The following is a 17,910-nucleotide window of genomic DNA, read 5'->3' on the forward strand; positions in this document are numbered from 1 at the left end:
GTGCCGACAGTCGAACCGGGCCGATGTTCGAACGAGACAAGTGATGTGGTGGGGTGACCGCAACAGATGACTGATGTGTCCGCGGCCACGAGCAATCCGCCCGGTCCCGAGGATCAGGGACGACGGGGCGACGGCCCGCTCGCGGGCCTACGGGTCCTGGAGCTTGGCCAGCTCATCGCGGGTCCGTTCTGCGGCCAGCTCCTCGGCGACTACGGCGCCGAGGTGATCAAAATCGAGGATCCGGCCGGCGGCGACCCGATGCGCCGGTGGGGCCACACCGACGGCACCGCAGCGCCGGTGCACTGGTCGGTGCTGGCCCGCAACAAGCGATCCTTCGGCTGCGACCTGCGCAGCCCCGACGGCCAGGACCTGGTGCGCCGCCTCGCCCTGACCGCGGACATCGTCGTCGAGAACTTCCGCCCCGGCACGCTGGAACGCTGGGGCCTGGGCTACGACGAGCTCTCGGCGGCCAACCCCGGACTCATCATGGTCCGGGTGACCGGCTTCGGCCAGACCGGTCCCTACGCCGGCCGGGCGGGCTACGGCTCCATCGGAGAGGCGATGGGCGGGATACGGCACCTCATGGGCGAGCCGGACCGACCACCGAGCCGCTCCGGGCTGTCCATCGGCGACAGCCTCGCCGGCACGCTCGGCGCGCTCGGTGCCGTCGCCGCCGTGGTCGAGCGCGCCAGCAGCGGCCGCGGCCAGGTCGTCGACTGCGCCCTGTACGAAGCCGTCCTCGCGATGAGCGAGTCACTGGTGGCCGACTACGCCGCGTTCGGCCATGTCCGTGAACGCACCGGCTCGGTCCTGCCAGGGGTCGCGCCCTCCAACGTGTACCCGACCTCGGACGGAGCGGACCTGCTCATCGCGGCGAACCAGGACACCGTGTTCCGGCGGCTGGCGGCGGCGATGGACCAGCCCGCCCTCGCCGACGACCCGGACTACGCCACGCACGCCGACCGGGGCCGCCGGCAGCAGGCGCTCGACGACATCATCACCGCCTGGACGAGCACGCTGACCCGCAGGGAGGTCGAGGACCGCTGCCTGGCCCACGCGGTGCCCGTGGGCCTGATCTACCGGGCGCCGGAAATGCTCGACGACCCGCACTTCGCGGCGCGGCGGTCCATCGTCGACGTCGAGGTCGGCGCGGACGGCACGACCCTGCCGATGCAGGCGGTGGTGCCCCGCTTCGGCCGCACGCCGGCGCGGATCCGCTGGGCCGGCCCGCCGCTCGGCGACGCCACCGACGAACTGCTCGCCGAGATCGACGTCGACGCCGACACGGTCGCCGATCTCCGTCGCCGCGGGGTGATCCGATGAGCTCGCTCGCGCTCCAGCCAGGTGTCAGGGTCGTGGAGGTGGGCCTGCGGGACGGCCTGCAGTCGGTCGAGCGGATCGTGCCGACGGAGGCGAAGATCGAACTCGTGGAACACATGATCGACGCCGGCGTCCGGGACATCGAAGTCGCCTCCTTCGCGCACCCACGGGTGCTGCCCCAGCTCGCCGACGCCGAGGCAGTCCTCGCGGCCGTGCCACGCCAGCCCGGGGTGCGGTACCGCGCGCTCGTCCCCAACCTGCGGGGCGCGCACCGCGCCGGGCAGTGCGAACTCGACTATCTCGTCGCCCTGACCTGCTGTGACGAGGAGGTCAGCCGCCTCAACCAGGGCAGCGGCGTCGCGCAGGTGCTTGCCGACCTGCCAGCCATCGGCGAGATCGCCCGGGCCGCGGGCGCGGCCCTCATCGTCGGGATCGCGATGGCCTACTTCACGCCCTGCGTGGGTGCCACCGATCCGGCGATCCGCCTGGAACTGGTGCGGCGGGCCGTTGACGCAGGGGCGGTGGGTGTCTATTTCGGCGACACCGTCGGCATGGCCAATCCGGTGCAGATCGTCGACTCCCTGGAAACCACCCGTGCCGCCTTCCCGACGCTTGAGATCGGCCTGCACCTGCACGCGCGCAACGGCTTCGCACTCGCGAACGTGCTCGCCGCGCTGGGAGTCGGCGTCGACTGGCTGGAGTCGGCGTTCTGCGGGATCGGCGGCGACCTGTGGTTTCCCGGTGAGCCCGACGTCCTCGGGAACCTCCCGACCGAGGATCTCCTCGCCTTCACCGGCGCTCTCGGCGTCACCACCGGCATAGACGAAGAGGCCTACGCCCGGGTGTCGGAACTGGCCCGGCTGACGACCGGCCGGGAATCCCTCGACCACCGCAGCCGTGGCGGCTCCGCCGGCGAGATGACCAATGCCCGATGGAGCGACATCCTCCGCACCTTCAAGGGCGTGACCACGACCCGGCAGAGGTGACCACGACCCGGCAGAACTGAACGCCGTCCTGGACCCTTCCCGCGCTCTGGTTGGAGATCATCCTCATGACCGTCATCTCGGCACCGACACTGTTACCGCTGGGCCATCCGGCCGGCGCCGACGACATTCGCGGGCTCGTCGATGCCGTCGCAGCGGCGGGCTTCAGCGGAGTCCAGATGACGAGATCCCACTTCGACGGCGCCGTCACCGCCGGAATGGCCCCGCAGGAATACTTCGACCGCCATCGTGATCGTGGGCTGTCGATCGCCACGGTGGAGGTGGCGATGGAGTGGGCCACCGCCGACCGGCCCGCGATCGCGGCGGAAGCCGCGCCGCTCGTGGACCTCGCCCGGCGCGCCGGGGCGGCGCACATCATCGCGATCACGACCTCGCGTCCCGGGACGGCAGACCTCGACGAGGTCGCCGCGCGACTGGCCTGCCTGTGCGATGTCGCGGCGGACCAGGGCCTGCGGATCAGCTTCGAGTTCCTGCCGTGGACGGTGGTGCCGACCCTTTCCGCGGCGGCACGGCTCCTGGACGCGGTGAACCGCGACAACCTCGGTCTCGTCCTCGATCTCTGGCATTGGTTCCGCCAGCCCGGCGGCCCGAGCGAAGACGTGCTGCGGACCGTACCCCCGGCACGGATAGACGTGGTCCAGCTCTGCGACGCGCCCGCTGCGCCGGCGCAGGACCCGGTCGTGGAGACGACCACCGCGCGGCTGTTGCCCGGCGTCGGCGACATCGACATCGACGCGGTTCTGGACGTTCTCGCCGCGATGGGAGCCACGCCGATCATCGCGACCGAGGTGTATTCGGCCTCACTCGCGGCACTCGGACCGGCGGAAATGGCCCGCCGGGCATTCACAGCCACGTCGGCAGCGCTTCGCGGGAGGTTCTCGCCGAACGGATGAGGTCGGATCACGCCGCGGGGTGCGCGGAGCCCTGATTCCGCGGAACGTGCACCGACAGCAGCACCGTCATCCGTCTGCGCGGTTGACAGGGCTGGGGCGCGCGACCGGCAGGGGAGCTGAAACCGCCGGTCACACGGTGCTGCGATCACATGGTGCTGCCACCGGCATGGGACGCCCCACCAGGTGGAACCATCCGCCGAAGCGCTCGATCAACCAGCTTCGGGGCCGGGTCCCAGGGTTTCCCGTCGCTGGGGTCCCAGGCATAACACGGGACCTGGTTCCGGATCAGCCCGGTGAGTGCGGGAATCGACAGTTCCGCGGCTGACCAGGAGTAGAGCGCGTCAAGGCGCGGCACGATCATCCCGACGTCCAGCAACCGGCCGAGGCCGTGCTCGTCGTCGATATACCCCTGCAGGTCGCCCTCGAGCGGATACCGGTCAGGCAGCACCCGGGACAGCGACAGAAAGATACCGGTCATTCCCACCCGCGGGTCACCCAGCAGGGGCGCGACCGGCCCCAACCAGCCCATCGCGAGGCGCGGAGCGGCCACCAGCGCGTGYGCGTACAGTACGCGGACCAGCACCAGGTTCAGGAAGAACCGCTCCACATAGCTTTCGGCGTCGGCCAGCGCCCGGTGCTCGAGATACGCGGCCACGACGCTCGCGTTGTGCGCGCGGTACCACGCCCGTACCGAAGGCCGGCGGGCGAACGCCACCGACGACGCGGCGCTTGGCGAGGACATCGGACCACCCATGCCAACCACGTGGCCTCGCGCCTCGGCGGTGTCACGCAGAAGCCGCTCGTTGACGGCCCGCCACCAGGCACTGCCCGGCGCCGCACCGGCCACCGGGGCGAGCAGGCCGCGGCGTAGCTGCCAGCGCATGAACGCCAGTGCCGCCCGCCGATACGGCAGCCGCAGCTCGGGCCAACCCGGTGGCGCCGCGTAGAGAGAGCCCAGCAACGCCAACCGCCCCGCCGGATCGTCGCGCACCGCGTCCACCCGACCAGCTGCGTACTCGGCGGCAGTAGCCACCCGCGAACCCTACGCCCCGGGACCGCTTCCGCGGTGGTCGTGGCAGGCCCTGCCACGGATCGGAGGTCAGCGCCGAGCAGGCGCTACGGATCGGCCTGGTGCACGACGTCTTCCCGACGACTTCCGACACCTGCCAGTAAGCGGGTGACGACCGGCGCCAGATGTTCGGCATGCGGGCCGCTGCGGCACCCTGGCTCCGTCGCGGTGCCCACCAGGGTCATCCGGTCCAGTTCCGGAAAACGGCCGCCGCGGTCTCCGCCGCCGTCTGCGGCCTCGCGATGGCTGCTCCGGTCAGCGAGGCCCGGTATCTTCAGACCGGAGATGAGGCGGTCGGGCAGCCGGACGCCGCACGGGAAGAGGCGCTGCACTCCGCCCGCAGGACCGACCGCGCGCTCCATCGGACCAGGGATTCCTGATGCGTCTGCCATACCGGTTCCGAGGCGACCTGACAGTTGTCGGTTATTCGCTGTTCTTCCTGGCCGGCCTCGCCCCACTACTGCTCATGAACCGCTGGCTGCTCGACAATGCAGTTTCTGGTCTTTCGTTACGGAACAATGGCGTGCACACGACCGCGGTGGCAATCTCCACACGCTACGAGTGGCGGAGCGATGAAACCACGAGCTGGAAAGAACACGCCACCAAGGTGAGCTATACCGTCGACGGAGAGAAGTATGTCGGAGAGGTCTCCGGCTCCTACCCTGCAGGCGGGCAGGTAGACGTTGTCTACGACCGCAGCGACCCCGCCAATCTCGCCCACAGCCCCTCCGGTGCCGGCATCGCGAGGGTCATCATGGACTTCGCCTTCCTGGCCGTCGGGATCGGACTGCTGGGCGCCTTCATATTGTTTTTCGTCGGGTTGTGGCCCTTCAGGATGTGACGGGTGGTGAGTTCGCCGGTAACCCGGCGGGCCGCCCGTTCCCGAGATCCGAGCCTGCGGACACCCGGGGACGCCCGGTCGGGCCCCGGCCCGCGCGATCTGTCTGTCATGCGGCGATCGGGAGGTTCTTGTAGCCGCGCACGGTGCTGGTGTGCAGGCGCACGGCGCCGGCCCGGTCGACGTCCCAGCGCGGGAAGCGGCGCAGGGTCTCCTCCGGTGAGCAGCAGGACGTTGCTGCCCGCGGGAATGGTGACGCCGTGCGGGGTGCCGCGGTGAGCCCGTAACCTGCGCCCGACGGCACAGCGGTCACCGTCCTTCGGCACGCCGCGCTCCGCCGCAGACCAGTGCACCTGAAGCAGCGACATCATCCGTCCGCTGCGCGGACCAGGATGCGCGCGCAATCGTGCGGGCCGGAAGAGCCGTGGCCCCGAGGACGGGTACCAACGTGAACGCGACGATTCCGGTGTACTCGGCCGGGTCGACGGCAGGCACGATGCGGTCGCCGTTGCACAGCGGGTAGATCATGGCAGCCGACCCCGGCAGCGCAAACACGGTCCCGACAATGCGGGCGGCGGCCTAGGTAGACGGCTCCCCAACGCCAGGTCCCCGACGTTGCAGCGGCGTGGCTCCGATCGCCGGCAGCAACGCGAACTCGGACCGGCGGGAAAGAGTGGCGATGACGAGGGAACTCGTCACGGCGACGGCGATACAGCCGGACACGATCATCAGCATCTCCCAACGAGGCTACTCTGATTGCCTGGTTTCCAGAGGTCGGAACGCCCCCACTCCGAGCCATACAGAACACCGCGGCGAGCACAATCATCCTTATACAGAGGATCCCGGAACATCCACAACGACTCGATGGTCGACGACCGGCCACAGAGTCAAGGGCACTTATGCCAGGCCGGCGTTTCACCGCGTCAAAGCCACGCCCGACGTCGATATCAGAACGGTCGAGCACGGAACGGCCTGACCGGTTCGGGCTCCATGGGCGGTTCGTCGCGATGGCGTCGACCCGACTGTCGCCGCCGGAGGGGCTGGCCGACTTCGCGCCTGGCGACCCGCCGGCGAGCACGGGGCGCGGGATCCGGGGTCGGCCGCGGCGTCGCCCTACCACCCAGACCATCCGCTCGTAACCGAAAGTAGTTGCCCGAACTGGTTGCGTCCACCCTCCCGACACACCTACTGTCTGCGACACGGAAATGGTTTCCGTTTTCATTACAGGTAGGAGGCAGTCGTGAGTGAGTTCCGAGTCGAACCCGTCGCGGCGGCGGCCCCGGTGGCGGCGCCGCAGGGGCCGGGCACCAACGCGCTGGTCCACAGCCCGTTCGTGATCGAGCCGGTCGCGGTGGCCACCCCGGTGGCGGCGCCGCAGGGGCCGGGCACCAACGCGCTGGTCCACAGCCCGTTCGTGATCTCTCGCTGAGTCGGCGGGGGCCGGGTCGCGCCCAAGCGGCCCGGCCCCCGTGCGGTCGCCGCCACAACACGGTTGCCGCCACAGCAAGAAGGAGGGTTGTCGGTGAGGCTGGCTGAGGGGCATCACCTGTACGAGTTCCCGGACGGCAGCTGGCGTGTCCTGGGGCCGGGGGATGCGTTTCTGCGGGTGACGGGCCCGTCGGAGGCGGTCGCCCGGCTTCGCGAGCGTCTGTGTGGTCCCCCGCCGAGGAAGGCGGAGCCGGCGCGACCGGTCGCGGACGGCGACGAGCGGTCCGACGCGGTCATCGGCCAGCTGGCCGAGGCGCTTCGAGGACGGGGCGTCATAGTCGACGCGGATTCGTCCGCCAGGGTCCGGCCGGGGCCGTCGGTGCTGCATGTGGCAGGGGATGGCCCGGTCGCGCGGCTCGTCGCGGATCTCGCGGCAGGGTGGGCGACGCGGGTGCGGCGCGGGCCGGTCGACGAGACCGTCGTGCGCGGCGCGGATGTGCTGGTGGACTGCGCGGGCTGGTTGCCGGACACGGACTGGCGGCGAGTGGAGCGATGGTGCGCGCAGCACGCGACAGCGTGGACACGTGCGCACATGGAAGGGCTGTCACTGTTCGTTGGTCCGCTGACGGTGCCTGGCCGCAGCGCCGGCTACGAGGACGTGCGGGGTCGTCGGCTCGCGGCTGCCGGCACGCCGGAGGAGTTGCTGGCGCACTGGTCCTGGCTGGGTGCTTCGACGTCCGAGCCTCCGCCGGTGCCATGGCCGGGGCGCGGTGTCGTGGCGGTCGCGGCCGGGCTGCTGCTGGGCGAGATGGAACGCTGGTGGGCAACCGACCAGCTGCCGGAGATCGACGTCCAGGTCGAGGTCGGTCCCGACGGTGAGACGCGTCGTCATCCGGTCCTGCCGTTGCCAGTCGTGGCGTCACCCGCCACGCCGCGGCGTGGTGCGCGACCCGCCGGGTCGGTGCGCACATGAGCGCGGCGCCGGGTGAGATGTGGACGAACCTGCGGGTCGCCGGCGCGGACGGAACGCCGCTCGCGGTCGACGTCCACCTGCCACCGCGGGTGGACTGGCCGGTCCCGGTGGTCGTGACGCGCACCCCCTACGGGCGCAGCACCCATCTCGCCGAGGGCCAGGGCTGGGCAGCGCGGGGCTTCGGCTACGTCGTGCAGGACGTCCGGGGCCGGTACGACTCGGACGGGCAGTGGCGGCCCTACCGCGACGAGCGCGCCGACGGCGCCGCGCTGGCCGACTGGATCATCGACCAGCGGTGGTGCGACAGCCAGCTCGTGGCCTACGGGGGCTCCTACTCCGGGTTCACCGCCTGGGTCCTCGCGGTGGAGCGCCCCGACGCGGTACGGGCGGTGGTGAGCCTCGGCCCGTCGATGGGCCTGCACCGGACCAAGTTCGAGCCGAGCGGCATCCTGCGCCTCGCCGAGCACGCCTACTGGTGGCTGGAACGAGCGGACGGACGGACCAGCCGGGACGGGCTGGTCCGCCTGGTGCACGCCCGCCAGCCCGACGTGCTCGACCACCTTCCCGTCTGCGAGCTGCCCGAACGGATGGGCGCGTCCCTGCCGCACTGGGCCGACCTGCTGCACACCGGTCCCGAACCTGGTCCGGAGGTGCTGACCGACGAGGAGCTGGCCGCGGTGAGGGCGGCCGCGTTCCATGTCGGCGGCTGGTACGACCTGCTGGTCACCGAGACCCTCACCCATTGGGTCCTGGTCGGCTCCGCGGTCACCCCTCGGCCGCCGAGGCGAATGCTTGTCGGGGCGTGGGGCCACGATCTCGCGTTCGCCCCGACCAGCCGGGTCGGCGACCGCGACCACGGACCGACGTCGCGCTACGACTTCGGGACACGCTGCGTGGACTGGCTGCGCGCCGTGCTGCGGCCCGCACCCGCCTCCTCGGCCCTCCCCGTGGTGTCACCCACGGCATCCGCACCGCACGCGCCGACGCCGCCGGCCTCGCAGGCACCGTCGGGAGCGGAGGTCTTCGTCCGCGGCGCCGATCGGTGGGTCGCGTGCACGGAGTGGCCGCCGACCCCGGCGACCGACACGGTCTGGTACGCCGGGGCCGACGAAACGCTGTCCGTCGAGGACTCCGGACCGGCAGGCGGGCGGAGTTTCCGCTACGACCCGGCGGATCCTTTTCCCTCCACGGTCCCCGGCGCGGACCGCCGGCCCCTGCTCGGCCGGAAGGACGCCGTCCGGTTCGTCTCCGACCCGTTGCCCGCCCCCGTCACGCTCCTCGGCAGTGGACGGGTGGAGCTGTCGGCCGCCGCGGATGGCCCAGCGGCTGACTGGATCGTGCGGGTGCTCGGCTGGCAGGTCGACGGCGCGCTGTTCGAGATCGCCTTCGGCAGCGCCGTCCGGACGGCACCGGCCGGCACCAGCGGGGCCTTCGCCGTCACGCTGGCAGGTGCGGTGGAGCAACTGCCTACCGGGGCTCGACTGGTCCTGGAGATCACCGGCAGTGATCATCCGAATCTGGCCCGGAACCTGGGCACCGGGCAGGACCGGTACACCACCGCCACGACACGGCCGTGCACGCAGACTGTGCTGTTCGAGCCCGCTCGCGCAGGAATCCGCCTCGTGCTCTCCGTGATGGGCCTCGGCGTCACCGCGGAGATCGAGCGGGACGGGAAGGCCGGGCGGGACAGGACGGCCGGGCCGGCCGAGCGTGCCTTCGGTTCCGGGGATGACCAGTTGCTCGCGGTAACGGGTGCGGGCGAAGGGCCACATCCATGAACGGCGAACCGCTCGTGGACGCCCGGCTGGGGCTGTTGACGGGAGTGGTCGACCAGCCACCCCCTCCTGGCATGCCGTCGGGCTGGCTGGGACGCAGTGCACGGGTGGCGCGCGCCGACCGGTTCGCCTGGTGGCGCGCGGACGGGTTCGGCTTCGGCGCGACTCTCGGCGATCCACGGCGGGCGCGGGCGGCGGCGATCGGTGAGGCGGTGGAGCGCTACTGCGGCAACGCGGTGCCCACCGACCTGCCGACAGCGAGCTGGGACGCGCTGACCGCGCGGGGTGTTCAGGCGGTCGACCCGAACGACCTGGCGTTGTACTCGGACCGGCAGTACTCGACACGTGGATTCCCGTTCGTCCCGTTCGCCCGGGAGCTGGAGGTCGCCTGGGTGCCCGGTACCGACCTGGCCGCCGGTGGGCCGGTCCTCGTCCCGGCGTCGTTGGTCTATCTGGACTATTTCCACGGCCCGCACCGCGCCGAGCCGCCGACGCACGCGCTGATGTACTCCGGGATCGCCGCGGGGACGAGCCGGGGCGCGGCGGAGACGGCCGCGTTGGAGGAGCTGTTCGAGCGGGACGCGACGACGATCTGGTGGGCGTCCGGAGCCCCGGCCCGCACGGTTCTCGATGACGGCCGGGTGACCGGCCAGCTGGGCCGCCCCGACCCGAACCATCCGCTGACCGTGCGGCTGCTGGCGGTGCCCTCCGAGTTCGGCGTTCCGGTCCTCGCCGCGTTCCTCGCCGACGAGGCGGCGGGCGTCGTCGCATTCGGCAGCGCCTGCCGCGCGGACCCGTCGACCGCAGCGGTCAAGGCGTTGGTCGAGGCGCTGCAGCTGCTGACCCTGACCCGTCAGCTCGCCACCCCCGACAGCGACGTATGGCGCGCGGTCGCCGCCGGTGACATCGAGGACCACGTCTTCCTGCCGTTTCGCGCCGACCGCCGCTATGGCGCCTCGGTGAGTGAGGACTGTCGGGAGCTGGTGGATCTGCCGGCCGTGGCCCAGCTCTATCTCGATCCCGACGTCCAACGCGGCGCCCTGGGCCGGCTGGGTCCGGACGAGGCCGTCCGTCTCGACGACCTGCCTCGAGCAGGCGGCCCGTCCCTCGACGGCACGGGCGCCGCCTACCTGGAGCGCCTGCACAGGCGTGGGCTACGGGCGGTGTCGATCGACCTGACCACCCCCGACGTGGCCCGCACCGGGCTGCACGTGGTCCGCGTCGTGGTGCCCGGGCTGGTCGGGAACGGTCCACCGGCCTACCCACTGCGCGGCGGCCGGCGACTCTACGACGTTCCGGCCGCTCTGGGCTGGAGCAGCCGTCCGCTGACCGAGGACGACCTCGTCCGCCACCCCCTGCCGCTCGCCTGACCGCGCGGTTCCTTTTCGGTGACCGGTGACGAAGGATGCTGACCTCTCATGAATCCCACGACAACCGACCTGGTCCCCGAGCCGCCCGCCGCCGACCTGCCGTACCCGTCGCTGTACGACGAGCGGACGGGGATCGTGCGCCGGCTGGCACCCCGCCGGATCCCGCCCTGGTTCCCGCCGTCGTTCAGCCTGACCCACGCCTGGCTGTGCGACACGACCTGGTTCGGGCCGTGGCCGGCGGACGCCACCGGGGCCGGCTACGCCTTCGCGGATCCACGGCGCGCCCTCGCCGCGGCGTTGGGCGAGGCCGCTGAACGGTACTGCGGCAACCTCGTCCCGGCGGGACTGACCACCGCCAGTTACCGGGATCTCGCCGACGCCGGCGTCGAGGCGATCGACCCGGACCAGCTCGCGTTGTACTCACCCGCTCAGTACGCGACGCCGGGGTTCCCCCTGGTCCCGATGAGCCGGGACCTCGAACAGCAGTGGGCGGCCGGCCGGGACCTGCGCACCGGCATCGCCGTCCTCGTGCCGGCGTCGCTCGTCTGGGTGTCCTGGAACGCTCCTGCCGCCGCCCATCCGGTGCCCCGGACCAACCCGATCATCCAGGCCGGTCTCGCCGCCGGCCCGGACCGCGCGAGCGCCGAGAGGGGCGCGCTGCTGGAAGTCGTCGAACGTGACGCGATGACCATGTCCTGGTTCGGCGGGCGGGGCCTTCGCGAAGCGCTGCCGCCGGGCTGGCTGCGGGACTTCTGCCGAGGGCCGCAGGGCGCGCTGGACGTCCGGTTCCTCGCCTTCGACGACGAGTTCGGCGTGCCGGTCGTCGGGGCGCTGGTCACCGACGACCGGACCGGCTACCTGACGTTGGGCATGGGGGTGCATCCGGACCCGGTGGACGCGGCGCTGAAAGCGTGCGGGGAGGCGCTGCAGCTGCAGTTGTTCGTCGCCGACTACGACGACCCCGACGGGCCCTACGCCCAGGTCGCGGCCAGCCCGACCAGCCCGCTACGGCCCTGGCGGTCTGATCGGGCCTACCTCCGCTCCTACCGCGACGACCTGTCCGACGTCGTGGACTACGGCTGCCACCTCCAGCTCTTCCTCGACCCGGCCGCGCGGGAGAGGTTCCGCCGGACCGTTGCGGACACCATCGTCGGATCCGTCGAGCTGACGGATCTCGGATCCGCTCCGGCGCGCGCACCCGGACCGGCAGCGGCCGACCTGTTCGACCTGGCCGATCCGGTCGACCGGCTCGCCGGAGCCGGTCACCGGGCGGTCGCGGTCGACGTGACCACACCGGACGTGCGCCGCGCAGGCCTGCACGTCACGCGGGTCGTCGTCCCCGGCCTGTACAGCAACACCGCGGTCGGGCTGCCGTTCCTCGGCGGACACCGACTGCCCGCGGCGCGCACCGCACCGCGCACCGCGGTCCTGCCGTCGATACCGCTGCCGCACTGACCGACGCCGGCTCGCGGGACCGCCTCGTGTGCCGACGTGAAAGCAGCCCACCGGCTTTCGCCTGTCGGGCGCTCCGCGCCGCACCGTTCCTCCTGGGGGAGATCCTGTCCACCGCATCCTCGACCGCGCCACCGGTCGCCCGACCGCCGCGAGCGTCCCGCCAGCCGCGACGGCGCACACCCCTGCCGCGCCTGCCGGCGTCCCGGTCACGGACCGCCGGCCAGGGCCGGTTCCTGGTCCTTCTCGTGACACTCGTCGCCGCGACTCCCGTCGTCCTCGCGCTCGCCGTGAGCCTCGGCGCGGTCCGCCTCCCCGTGGGTGAGGTGTGGTCGAGCGTGCTCGCCCACACCGCGGCCGGCCTGGGTGGCGGCGAGCCGCGGACAGGCCTCCGCGACCAGATCATCTGGCAGGTCCGGGTCCCCCGGGTCCTGCTGGGGTTCGTCGTCGGCGCAGGGCTCGCGGTTGCCGGCGCGACCCTGCAGGCCGTCGTCCGCAACCCGCTCGCCGACCCCTACGTGCTGGGGGTCTCCTCCGGCGCGGGGCTGGCCGCCGTCGCGGCGCTGACCCTCGGCGGCACCGGCGGCGTCGGCTGGCTGGCCCGGCTGGGTGTGTCGGGGGCGGCGTTCGCCGGCGGCCTGCTCACCCTCGGCGCGGTGCTGGTGCTCGGCCGGAACGGGGGCCGCGTCGACCCGGGCCGGCTGCTGCTGGCCGGCGTGGCGCTCGGCTACCTGTTGCAGGCGGCGACGAGCTACCTGCAACTGCGTGTCAGCAGCAACCAGCTGGCGCACCTGTTGTTCTGGCTGCTCGGGACGGTGTCGGGAGCGGACTGGCAGAAGCTCGGCCTGCCGGCCGCGGTCGTCGGTGTGTGCACCGGCTGGCTGGTTCTGCGCGGGCGTGCGCTCAACGCCCTGCTGCTCGGCGACGACCTCGCCGCGTCGGCGGGTGTCGCCGTCAGCAGGCTGCGCACCGAACTGCTCGTCGTCACCGCGCTGCTGACCGGCGCCGTCATCGCGGTCGCGGGAGGCGTGCAGTTCGTGGGCCTCGTCGCCCCGCACTGCGTACGACTGATCGTCGGCGCCGACCACCGGCGGCTGTTGCCGCTGTCCGCGCTGCTCGGGGGGAACTTCCTGGTCCTTGCCGACCTCGCCGCCCGGACGGTCGGCGTGCCGCTGGAACTGCCCCTCACCGTCGTGACCGCCGTCGTCGGGGTTCCGTTCTTCCTGGTGCTTCTGCACCGCGGCACCCCGGCGGGTACGCCGTGACCGGGCTGCGCCTCGACGCCGTCGAGGTTCACCTGGCCGGCGCGCCGATTGTGCGGGACCTGACGGTGGACTGCCCTCCGGGCACGTTCGTCGGCCTGCTCGGACCGAACGGAAGTGGCAAGTCCACCGCCCTGCGGACCGTCTACCACGCCCTGCGGCCCCGAGCCGGGGCCGTGCTCCTCGACGGTGTCGACCTGCACCGTGATCTCGGCCCGCGGGCCACCGCACGGCGGGTGGCCGCGCTCACCCAGGAGAACGCCGGGGAGGTCCACCTGCGGGTCCGCGACATTGTCGCCACCGGCCGGCTCCCGCACCAGAGCAGTTTCAGCCCGGCGTCCCAGAACGACCGGGCGGTCGTCACCGACGCGCTGAGCGCCGTCGGCATGACCGGGCAGGCGGACCGGCCCTTCGCCGGCCTGTCCGGTGGTGAGAAACAGCGCGTCCTGCTCGCCCGCGCGCTCGCCCAGCAGCCGCGGGTGCTCGTCCTCGACGAGCCCACGAACCACCTGGACATCGGCGCGCGGCTCGACCTGCTCGACCTGGTCCGTTCCCTCGGCATCACCGTCCTGGCCGCGTTGCACGACCTGGACCTCGCTGTCGCCTACTGCGACCTCGTCCACGTCCTCGCCGACGGCGAACTCCTCGCGGCCGGTCCCCCCGCCGACGTTCTCACCCCCGACCTGCTCCGTCAGGTGTTCAAGGTCGCCGCCCACCGGACCGTCCACCCCATCACCGGCCGCCCCCACTTCGCCTTCGCCTCCCTCACCGCGCCCCCTGTACCCCGGCCGGCCGATCCGGCCGACCGCCCGTCGCCCGCCCCTGTCCCCGCCGGCGACACACCGCTGTCATCACCCCCACGCCTCGAAGGAACCCCGTGAACGACCGCGCCTCTCGCCCGCACCGGCTGCGCCGCACCGCCCCTGCACTCGCCCTGGCGTTCCTGATGTCCGGTGCCCTGTTCGCCGCCTGTGGTGACTCCCCGGCCCCCGCCGCGGCCCCCTCCTCCGGCAGCCGCCCGGAAGGCTTCCCCGTCACCGTCACCAACTGCGGACGCACCCTGCACTTCGACCAGGCGCCGAGCCGGATCGTCTCGGGCTGGCCCACCAGCACCGACCTGCTCGCCGCGCTCGGCCTCACCGACCGGGTCGTCGGCCAGTACAACACCGGCAACGGCACCGCCGGGTCCGGCTACGCCGCGGCCGTCGCCGACATCCCTGTGCTCAGCGACGCCGCCCCGAGCCGCGAGCGGCTCCTCGCCGCCCGCCCCGACCTGATCTGGGCCGACGGCTCCTACCTGTTCGACGGCCAGCAGCTACCCACCATCGACGAGCTCGCCGCCCAGGGCACCCAGGTGATGATCCTGCGCGGTTTCTGCACCGACGACGCCACCCGCGCCCGGGTCTCCGACGTCAGGACCGACCTGGCCGCCCTCGGCCAGATCTTCGGCGTCGAGACCAGGGCACAGGAACTCACCGGCCAGATCGACACCCGCCTCGCCGCGGTGGCCGCGAAGGTGAACGCCACCCGACCCGTCCCCATCGCGATGATCAGCAGCTTCGGTGGGGCGATCTACACCTACGAAGGCGTCTACAGCGACATCGCCGCCCGCGCCGGCGCCATCAACATCTACGCCGGGACCCTGCCCGCCGGGCGGTACTACGGCGAGCTGTCGAAGGAGAGCCTCCTCCAGAAGAACCCGGGCACCCTCGTCTATCTGCTCAGCGGCGGTGAGACCGAGACAGCGGCTCGCACGACGCTCACCGAGACCCTGCCCGCGGTGACCGCGGTCCGCACCGGCAGGGTCGTCTTCCTGCCGCAGTGGAACTCGACCAACCTGGCCGGCGTCGACGGCGTCGAAACCCTCGCCGCCGCCCTGCATCCATGACCACCACGCCTCCGGCCGACGCGGCCCCGCCGGACCACACCCCCACCGGCCAGGCGGCAGGTGGTTACCGGCTGTTCCTTACCGCCCGCGCGATCTCCTGGACCGGCTCCGCGATCAGCCTTGTCGCCCTGCCACTGCTGATCTACCAACGCAGCGGCAGCCCAGCGCTCACCGGAGCGCTCACCGCCCTCGAAGCGACCCCCTACCTCCTGCTCGGCCTGCCCGCCGGGGCCTGGGCCGACCGCCTCGACCCACGCCGCGTCCTCGGCCTGTCCGCGCTGGCCAGCTGCCTGCTGCTGGCCAGCATCCCGCTCGCCGACGTCGCCGGCCTGCTGACCACCGGCCACCTGCTGGTCGCAGCCGCCGGGAGCGCGACCGCGCTGACCTTCTCCGACGCCGCCGGGTTCCGTGCCCTGGCAGCCCTCGTTCCGCCCGGCCTCATGGGACAGGCCACCGGACGCCTCAGCGCCGTCAGCACCGTCATCGCCCTGCTCGGCCCCGCAACCGGTGGCCTGCTCGCCACCGCCCTCGGAGCAAGCACCGCGATCGCCGTCGACGCGGCCAGCTTCGCCGTGTCCGCCGTGCTCATGGCCCGCCTACCGCTGACGCAGACGCTGACGCAGACGCCTGGCGTGCCATCGGCGGGACGGTCGCTACCTGCGGAGATCGGCGAAGGACTGCGCTGGGTGTGGAACCACCGGCTGGTCCGCACCCTCACTCTCCTCGGCGTCGGCAACAGTCTCACCGCCGGCTTCATCACCGGCCTGATCGTCGTCGTCGCCGTCCGCCACCTCGACCTGCCCAGCGACGACGGACGAATCGGCCTGCTCTACGCCGCCGCCGGCGCCGGTAGTCTCCTCGCCAGCCTTCTCCTACCGCCCCTGCAACGACATCTACCGGTGGGATGGATCACCCTCGGCGGACTCGCCGCCGGCCTGCTCTTCCTCGCCGGCTGGTCCGCGAGCCGCACCCTCACCCTCGGCGCGCTCACCCTGCTCGGCTGGCAGGCCGCCAACACCCTCGTCAGCCTCAACGGAATCGTCATCCGCCAGAGCATCGCGCCGCTCGGACTCCAGGCCCGCGTCAACACCACCGCACGGATCATCGCCTGGGGCGGCCAACCCGCCGGCGCCCTGCTCGGCGGGCTGGTCACCGAGCACGCCGGGCTCGGCCCCGCCCTCGCCCTCGGCAGCAGCGGACTCGCGGTCTCCCTGCTCACGGGAGCACTCACCCGGCTGCGCCACCGCGACCGCCTCGGCGCGCTCACGCCCGCCGCCCCGCAGCCAACCCGAGCACCGGCCTGAGTACACCGTCAGCACGCACGAACTGACCGTGTCCGACCAGGTCGGCACCGTTTCCGATATATCGCTGCTCCACTCACGGGCCGGTTCCAATCCCGGCTGCGCCACGTGGACCAGCGCGCTCACACGGCGATCGGGAGGTTCTTGTAGCCGCGCACGGTGCTGGTGTGCAGGCGCACGGCGCCGGCCCGGTCGACGTCCCAGCGCGGGAAACGGCGCAGGGTCTCCTCCAGCGCGATCCGCCCTTCGAGGCGGGCGAGCGCGGCGCCGAGGCAGTAGTGCGCGCCGAGACCGAACGACAGGTGCGCCTCGATACGCCGGCGGACGTCGAGCACGTCCGGGTTCGGGAAGGCGCGCTCGTCACGGCCGGCCGAGCCGGTGAGCAGCAGGACGTTGCTGCCCTCGGGGATGGTGACGCCGTGCAGGGTGACGTCGCTGGTGAGCCTGCGACCCTGGCTCGGTGAGGGGGCCTCGTAGCGCAGCAGCTCCTCGACCGCGTTCGGGATCAGGCCCGGGTCGGCGACGAGCAGCTCCCGCTGGTCGGGGAAGTCGGCCAGGGCGAGCCCCGCCCAGCCGAGCAGGCGGGCGACCGTCTCGGTGCCGGCGGAGACGAGCAGCACGCCGAAGTTGGCCGCCTCCTGGTCGTCGAGCCGGCGGGTGGTGCCGTCGTCCTCGGTGAGCTCGGCCTGGACGAGGGCGCTGAACATGTCGTCGCGGGGGTGCGCGCGCCGGTCGGCGAGCTGCTCGACGAGGTAGCCGTGCAGCTCGAACATCGCGTTGAGGGCGGTGTCGTTGATCATGCCGACGCCGGGCTCGATGTGGAACATCGTGTTGATGACGTCGAGGATCCGCGGCTGGTCGGTCGGTGACACGCCGAGCAGCGCCGAGATCACCCGCGACGGCAGCTGGGCGCCGAAGTCCGCGACGTAGTCGAACCCGGCACTGCCCACATGCGGGTCGAGCAGGGTGCGGCACTCCTCGCGGATCTGCTCGTGCAGCGCCGAGATGCGCCGCGGGGTGAAGGCGCGGGAGAACAGCACCCGCAGCCGCGAGTGCTCCGGCGGATCAATGAAGATCATCATCCGGGGCGCCTCACCGCCGGAGGAGAGCAGCTCCAGCGTGGTCCCCCGCGCCGAGCTGAACGTCCGCGGGTCACGCGACGCCGCGTCGACGTCGGCGTGCCGCGACAGCGCCCAGAAGTCGTACCGGTCGTTGCGGTACACCGGCACCTCGTCGCGCATCCGCCGCCACACCGCGTGCGGCTCGGCGTCGATCTCCGTGTCGTAGGGGTCGTAGTAGACGTCGGTGGCGGTGGACATGGTCTCCCCCTGCGTCAT

At 72.3% G+C, this 17,910-nt stretch carries 18 protein-coding genes; 13 read left to right on the top strand and 5 right to left on the bottom strand.

The window, feature by feature from the left end; all coding sequences use genetic code 11:
• Nucleotides 1-66: 66 nt before the first annotated feature.
• The 3 genes from CcI49_RS05055 (at nt 67) to CcI49_RS05065 (ending at nt 3,217) form a co-directional block, all read left to right on the top strand.
• Nucleotides 67-1,323, top strand: coding sequence for a CaiB/BaiF CoA-transferase family protein (locus CcI49_RS05055; RefSeq protein ID WP_083749313.1), 1,257 nt, complete (start codon nt 67-69; stop codon nt 1,321-1,323).
• Complete coding sequence (locus tag CcI49_RS05060; RefSeq protein WP_054567590.1) at nt 1,320-2,306, top strand: pyruvate carboxyltransferase; 987 nt, start codon at nt 1,320-1,322, stop codon at nt 2,304-2,306. The genes CcI49_RS05055 and CcI49_RS05060 overlap by 4 nt, the downstream gene beginning before the upstream one ends.
• Nucleotides 2,307-2,371: 65 nt before the next feature.
• On the top strand, nt 2,372-3,217 hold the full coding sequence (locus tag CcI49_RS05065) for a sugar phosphate isomerase/epimerase (protein ID WP_076824642.1): 846 nt from the start codon (nt 2,372-2,374) through the stop codon (nt 3,215-3,217).
• Between the two features lie 145 nt (nt 3,218-3,362).
• On the opposite strand, the gene CcI49_RS05070 is transcribed toward CcI49_RS05065, so the two are convergent.
• Together CcI49_RS05070 and CcI49_RS05075 are read right to left on the bottom strand one after the other, a co-directional pair.
• Nucleotides 3,363-4,250, bottom strand: a complete 888-nt coding sequence (locus CcI49_RS05070) for a hypothetical protein (protein WP_054567591.1) — start codon at nt 4,248-4,250, stop codon at nt 3,363-3,365.
• A gap of 83 nt (nt 4,251-4,333) precedes the next feature.
• A complete protein-coding gene (locus tag CcI49_RS05075; protein ID WP_076824644.1) occupies nt 4,334-4,648 on the bottom strand; it encodes a hypothetical protein in 315 nt (104 codons plus the stop codon).
• Nucleotides 4,649-4,665: 17 nt separating this feature from the next.
• On the opposite strand from CcI49_RS05075, the gene CcI49_RS05080 reads away from it, so the two are divergent.
• Nucleotides 4,666-5,127 (top strand): DUF3592 domain-containing protein, encoded by a 462-nt coding sequence (locus CcI49_RS05080; protein WP_076824646.1) that lies wholly within the window; start codon nt 4,666-4,668, stop codon nt 5,125-5,127.
• A gap of 106 nt (nt 5,128-5,233) precedes the next feature.
• On the opposite strand, the gene CcI49_RS05085 is transcribed toward CcI49_RS05080, so the two are convergent.
• Together CcI49_RS05085 and CcI49_RS05090 are read right to left on the bottom strand one after the other, a co-directional pair.
• Nucleotides 5,234-5,428 (bottom strand): hypothetical protein, encoded by a 195-nt coding sequence (locus tag CcI49_RS05085; protein ID WP_131831007.1) that lies wholly within the window; start codon nt 5,426-5,428, stop codon nt 5,234-5,236.
• A gap of 5 nt (nt 5,429-5,433) precedes the next feature.
• Complete coding sequence (locus tag CcI49_RS05090; RefSeq protein ID WP_076824650.1) at nt 5,434-5,652, bottom strand: hypothetical protein; 219 nt, start codon at nt 5,650-5,652, stop codon at nt 5,434-5,436.
• A 712-nt stretch (nt 5,653-6,364) separates the two neighbouring features.
• On the opposite strand from CcI49_RS05090, the gene CcI49_RS05095 reads away from it, so the two are divergent.
• The 9 genes from CcI49_RS05095 (at nt 6,365) to CcI49_RS05135 (ending at nt 16,576) form a co-directional block, all read left to right on the top strand.
• On the top strand, nt 6,365-6,553 hold the full coding sequence (locus CcI49_RS05095; RefSeq protein WP_076824651.1) for a streptamidine-related RiPP repeat protein: 189 nt from the start codon (nt 6,365-6,367) through the stop codon (nt 6,551-6,553).
• Between the two features lie 93 nt (nt 6,554-6,646).
• The gene (locus CcI49_RS05100) at nt 6,647-7,525 is read left to right on the top strand and encodes a hypothetical protein (protein ID WP_083749314.1); all 879 of its coding nucleotides are present in this window, start codon (nt 6,647-6,649) and stop codon (nt 7,523-7,525) included.
• The gene (locus tag CcI49_RS05105) at nt 7,522-9,303 is read left to right on the top strand and encodes a CocE/NonD family hydrolase (RefSeq protein ID WP_076824653.1); all 1,782 of its coding nucleotides are present in this window, start codon (nt 7,522-7,524) and stop codon (nt 9,301-9,303) included. Before CcI49_RS05100 ends, CcI49_RS05105 begins: the two co-directional genes overlap by 4 nt.
• Entirely contained in the window at nt 9,300-10,670 is a 1,371-nt protein-coding gene (locus tag CcI49_RS05110) for a YcaO-like family protein (RefSeq protein ID WP_076824655.1), read from the top strand. Before CcI49_RS05105 ends, CcI49_RS05110 begins: the two co-directional genes overlap by 4 nt.
• Nucleotides 10,671-10,718: 48 nt before the next feature.
• Entirely contained in the window at nt 10,719-12,125 is a 1,407-nt protein-coding gene (locus tag CcI49_RS05115; protein ID WP_076824657.1) for a YcaO-like family protein, read from the top strand.
• Between the two features lie 245 nt (nt 12,126-12,370).
• Entirely contained in the window at nt 12,371-13,387 is a 1,017-nt protein-coding gene (locus CcI49_RS05120; RefSeq protein ID WP_083749341.1) for an iron ABC transporter permease, read from the top strand.
• Nucleotides 13,384-14,265, top strand: a complete 882-nt coding sequence (locus tag CcI49_RS05125; protein WP_054567599.1) for an ABC transporter ATP-binding protein — start codon at nt 13,384-13,386, stop codon at nt 14,263-14,265. The genes CcI49_RS05120 and CcI49_RS05125 overlap by 4 nt, the downstream gene beginning before the upstream one ends.
• A complete protein-coding gene (locus CcI49_RS05130; RefSeq protein ID WP_235498016.1) occupies nt 14,262-15,272 on the top strand; it encodes an ABC transporter substrate-binding protein in 1,011 nt (336 codons plus the stop codon). The genes CcI49_RS05125 and CcI49_RS05130 overlap by 4 nt, the downstream gene beginning before the upstream one ends.
• A complete protein-coding gene (locus tag CcI49_RS05135) occupies nt 15,269-16,576 on the top strand; it encodes an MFS transporter (RefSeq protein WP_083749315.1) in 1,308 nt (435 codons plus the stop codon). Before CcI49_RS05130 ends, CcI49_RS05135 begins: the two co-directional genes overlap by 4 nt.
• A 119-nt stretch (nt 16,577-16,695) precedes the next feature.
• On the opposite strand, the gene CcI49_RS05140 is transcribed toward CcI49_RS05135, so the two are convergent.
• Nucleotides 16,696-17,910 (bottom strand): cytochrome P450, encoded by a 1,215-nt coding sequence (locus CcI49_RS05140; RefSeq protein WP_235498017.1) that lies wholly within the window; start codon nt 17,908-17,910, stop codon nt 16,696-16,698.

It is taken from the genome of Frankia sp. CcI49 (genome assembly GCF_001983215.1).
Lineage (GTDB): Bacteria > Actinomycetota > Actinomycetes > Frankiales > Frankiaceae > Parafrankia > Parafrankia irregularis.

What these genes read in the sequence shown, in the direction of transcription:
- CcI49_RS05110 (WP_076824655.1), top strand. Translation starts at nt 9,300, where the DNA reads ATGAACGGCGAACCGCTCGTGGACGCCCGGCTGGGGCTGTTGACGGGA.
- CcI49_RS05090 (WP_076824650.1), bottom strand. Translation starts at nt 5,652, where the DNA reads ATGATCTACCCGCTGTGCAACGGCGACCGCATCGTGCCTGCCGTCGAC.
- CcI49_RS05080 (WP_076824646.1), top strand. Translation starts at nt 4,666, where the DNA reads ATGCGTCTGCCATACCGGTTCCGAGGCGACCTGACAGTTGTCGGTTAT.
- CcI49_RS05105 (WP_076824653.1), top strand. Translation starts at nt 7,522, where the DNA reads ATGAGCGCGGCGCCGGGTGAGATGTGGACGAACCTGCGGGTCGCCGGC.
- CcI49_RS05060 (WP_054567590.1), top strand. Translation starts at nt 1,320, where the DNA reads ATGAGCTCGCTCGCGCTCCAGCCAGGTGTCAGGGTCGTGGAGGTGGGC.
- CcI49_RS05140 (WP_235498017.1), bottom strand. Translation starts at nt 17,910, where the DNA reads ATGACGCAGGGGGAGACCATGTCCACCGCCACCGACGTCTACTACGAC.
- CcI49_RS05135 (WP_083749315.1), top strand. Translation starts at nt 15,269, where the DNA reads ATGACCACCACGCCTCCGGCCGACGCGGCCCCGCCGGACCACACCCCC.
- CcI49_RS05065 (WP_076824642.1), top strand. Translation starts at nt 2,372, where the DNA reads ATGACCGTCATCTCGGCACCGACACTGTTACCGCTGGGCCATCCGGCC.
- CcI49_RS05075 (WP_076824644.1), bottom strand. Translation starts at nt 4,648, where the DNA reads ATGGAGCGCGCGGTCGGTCCTGCGGGCGGAGTGCAGCGCCTCTTCCCG.
- CcI49_RS05055 (WP_083749313.1), top strand. Translation starts at nt 67, where the DNA reads ATGACTGATGTGTCCGCGGCCACGAGCAATCCGCCCGGTCCCGAGGAT.
- CcI49_RS05115 (WP_076824657.1), top strand. Translation starts at nt 10,719, where the DNA reads ATGAATCCCACGACAACCGACCTGGTCCCCGAGCCGCCCGCCGCCGAC.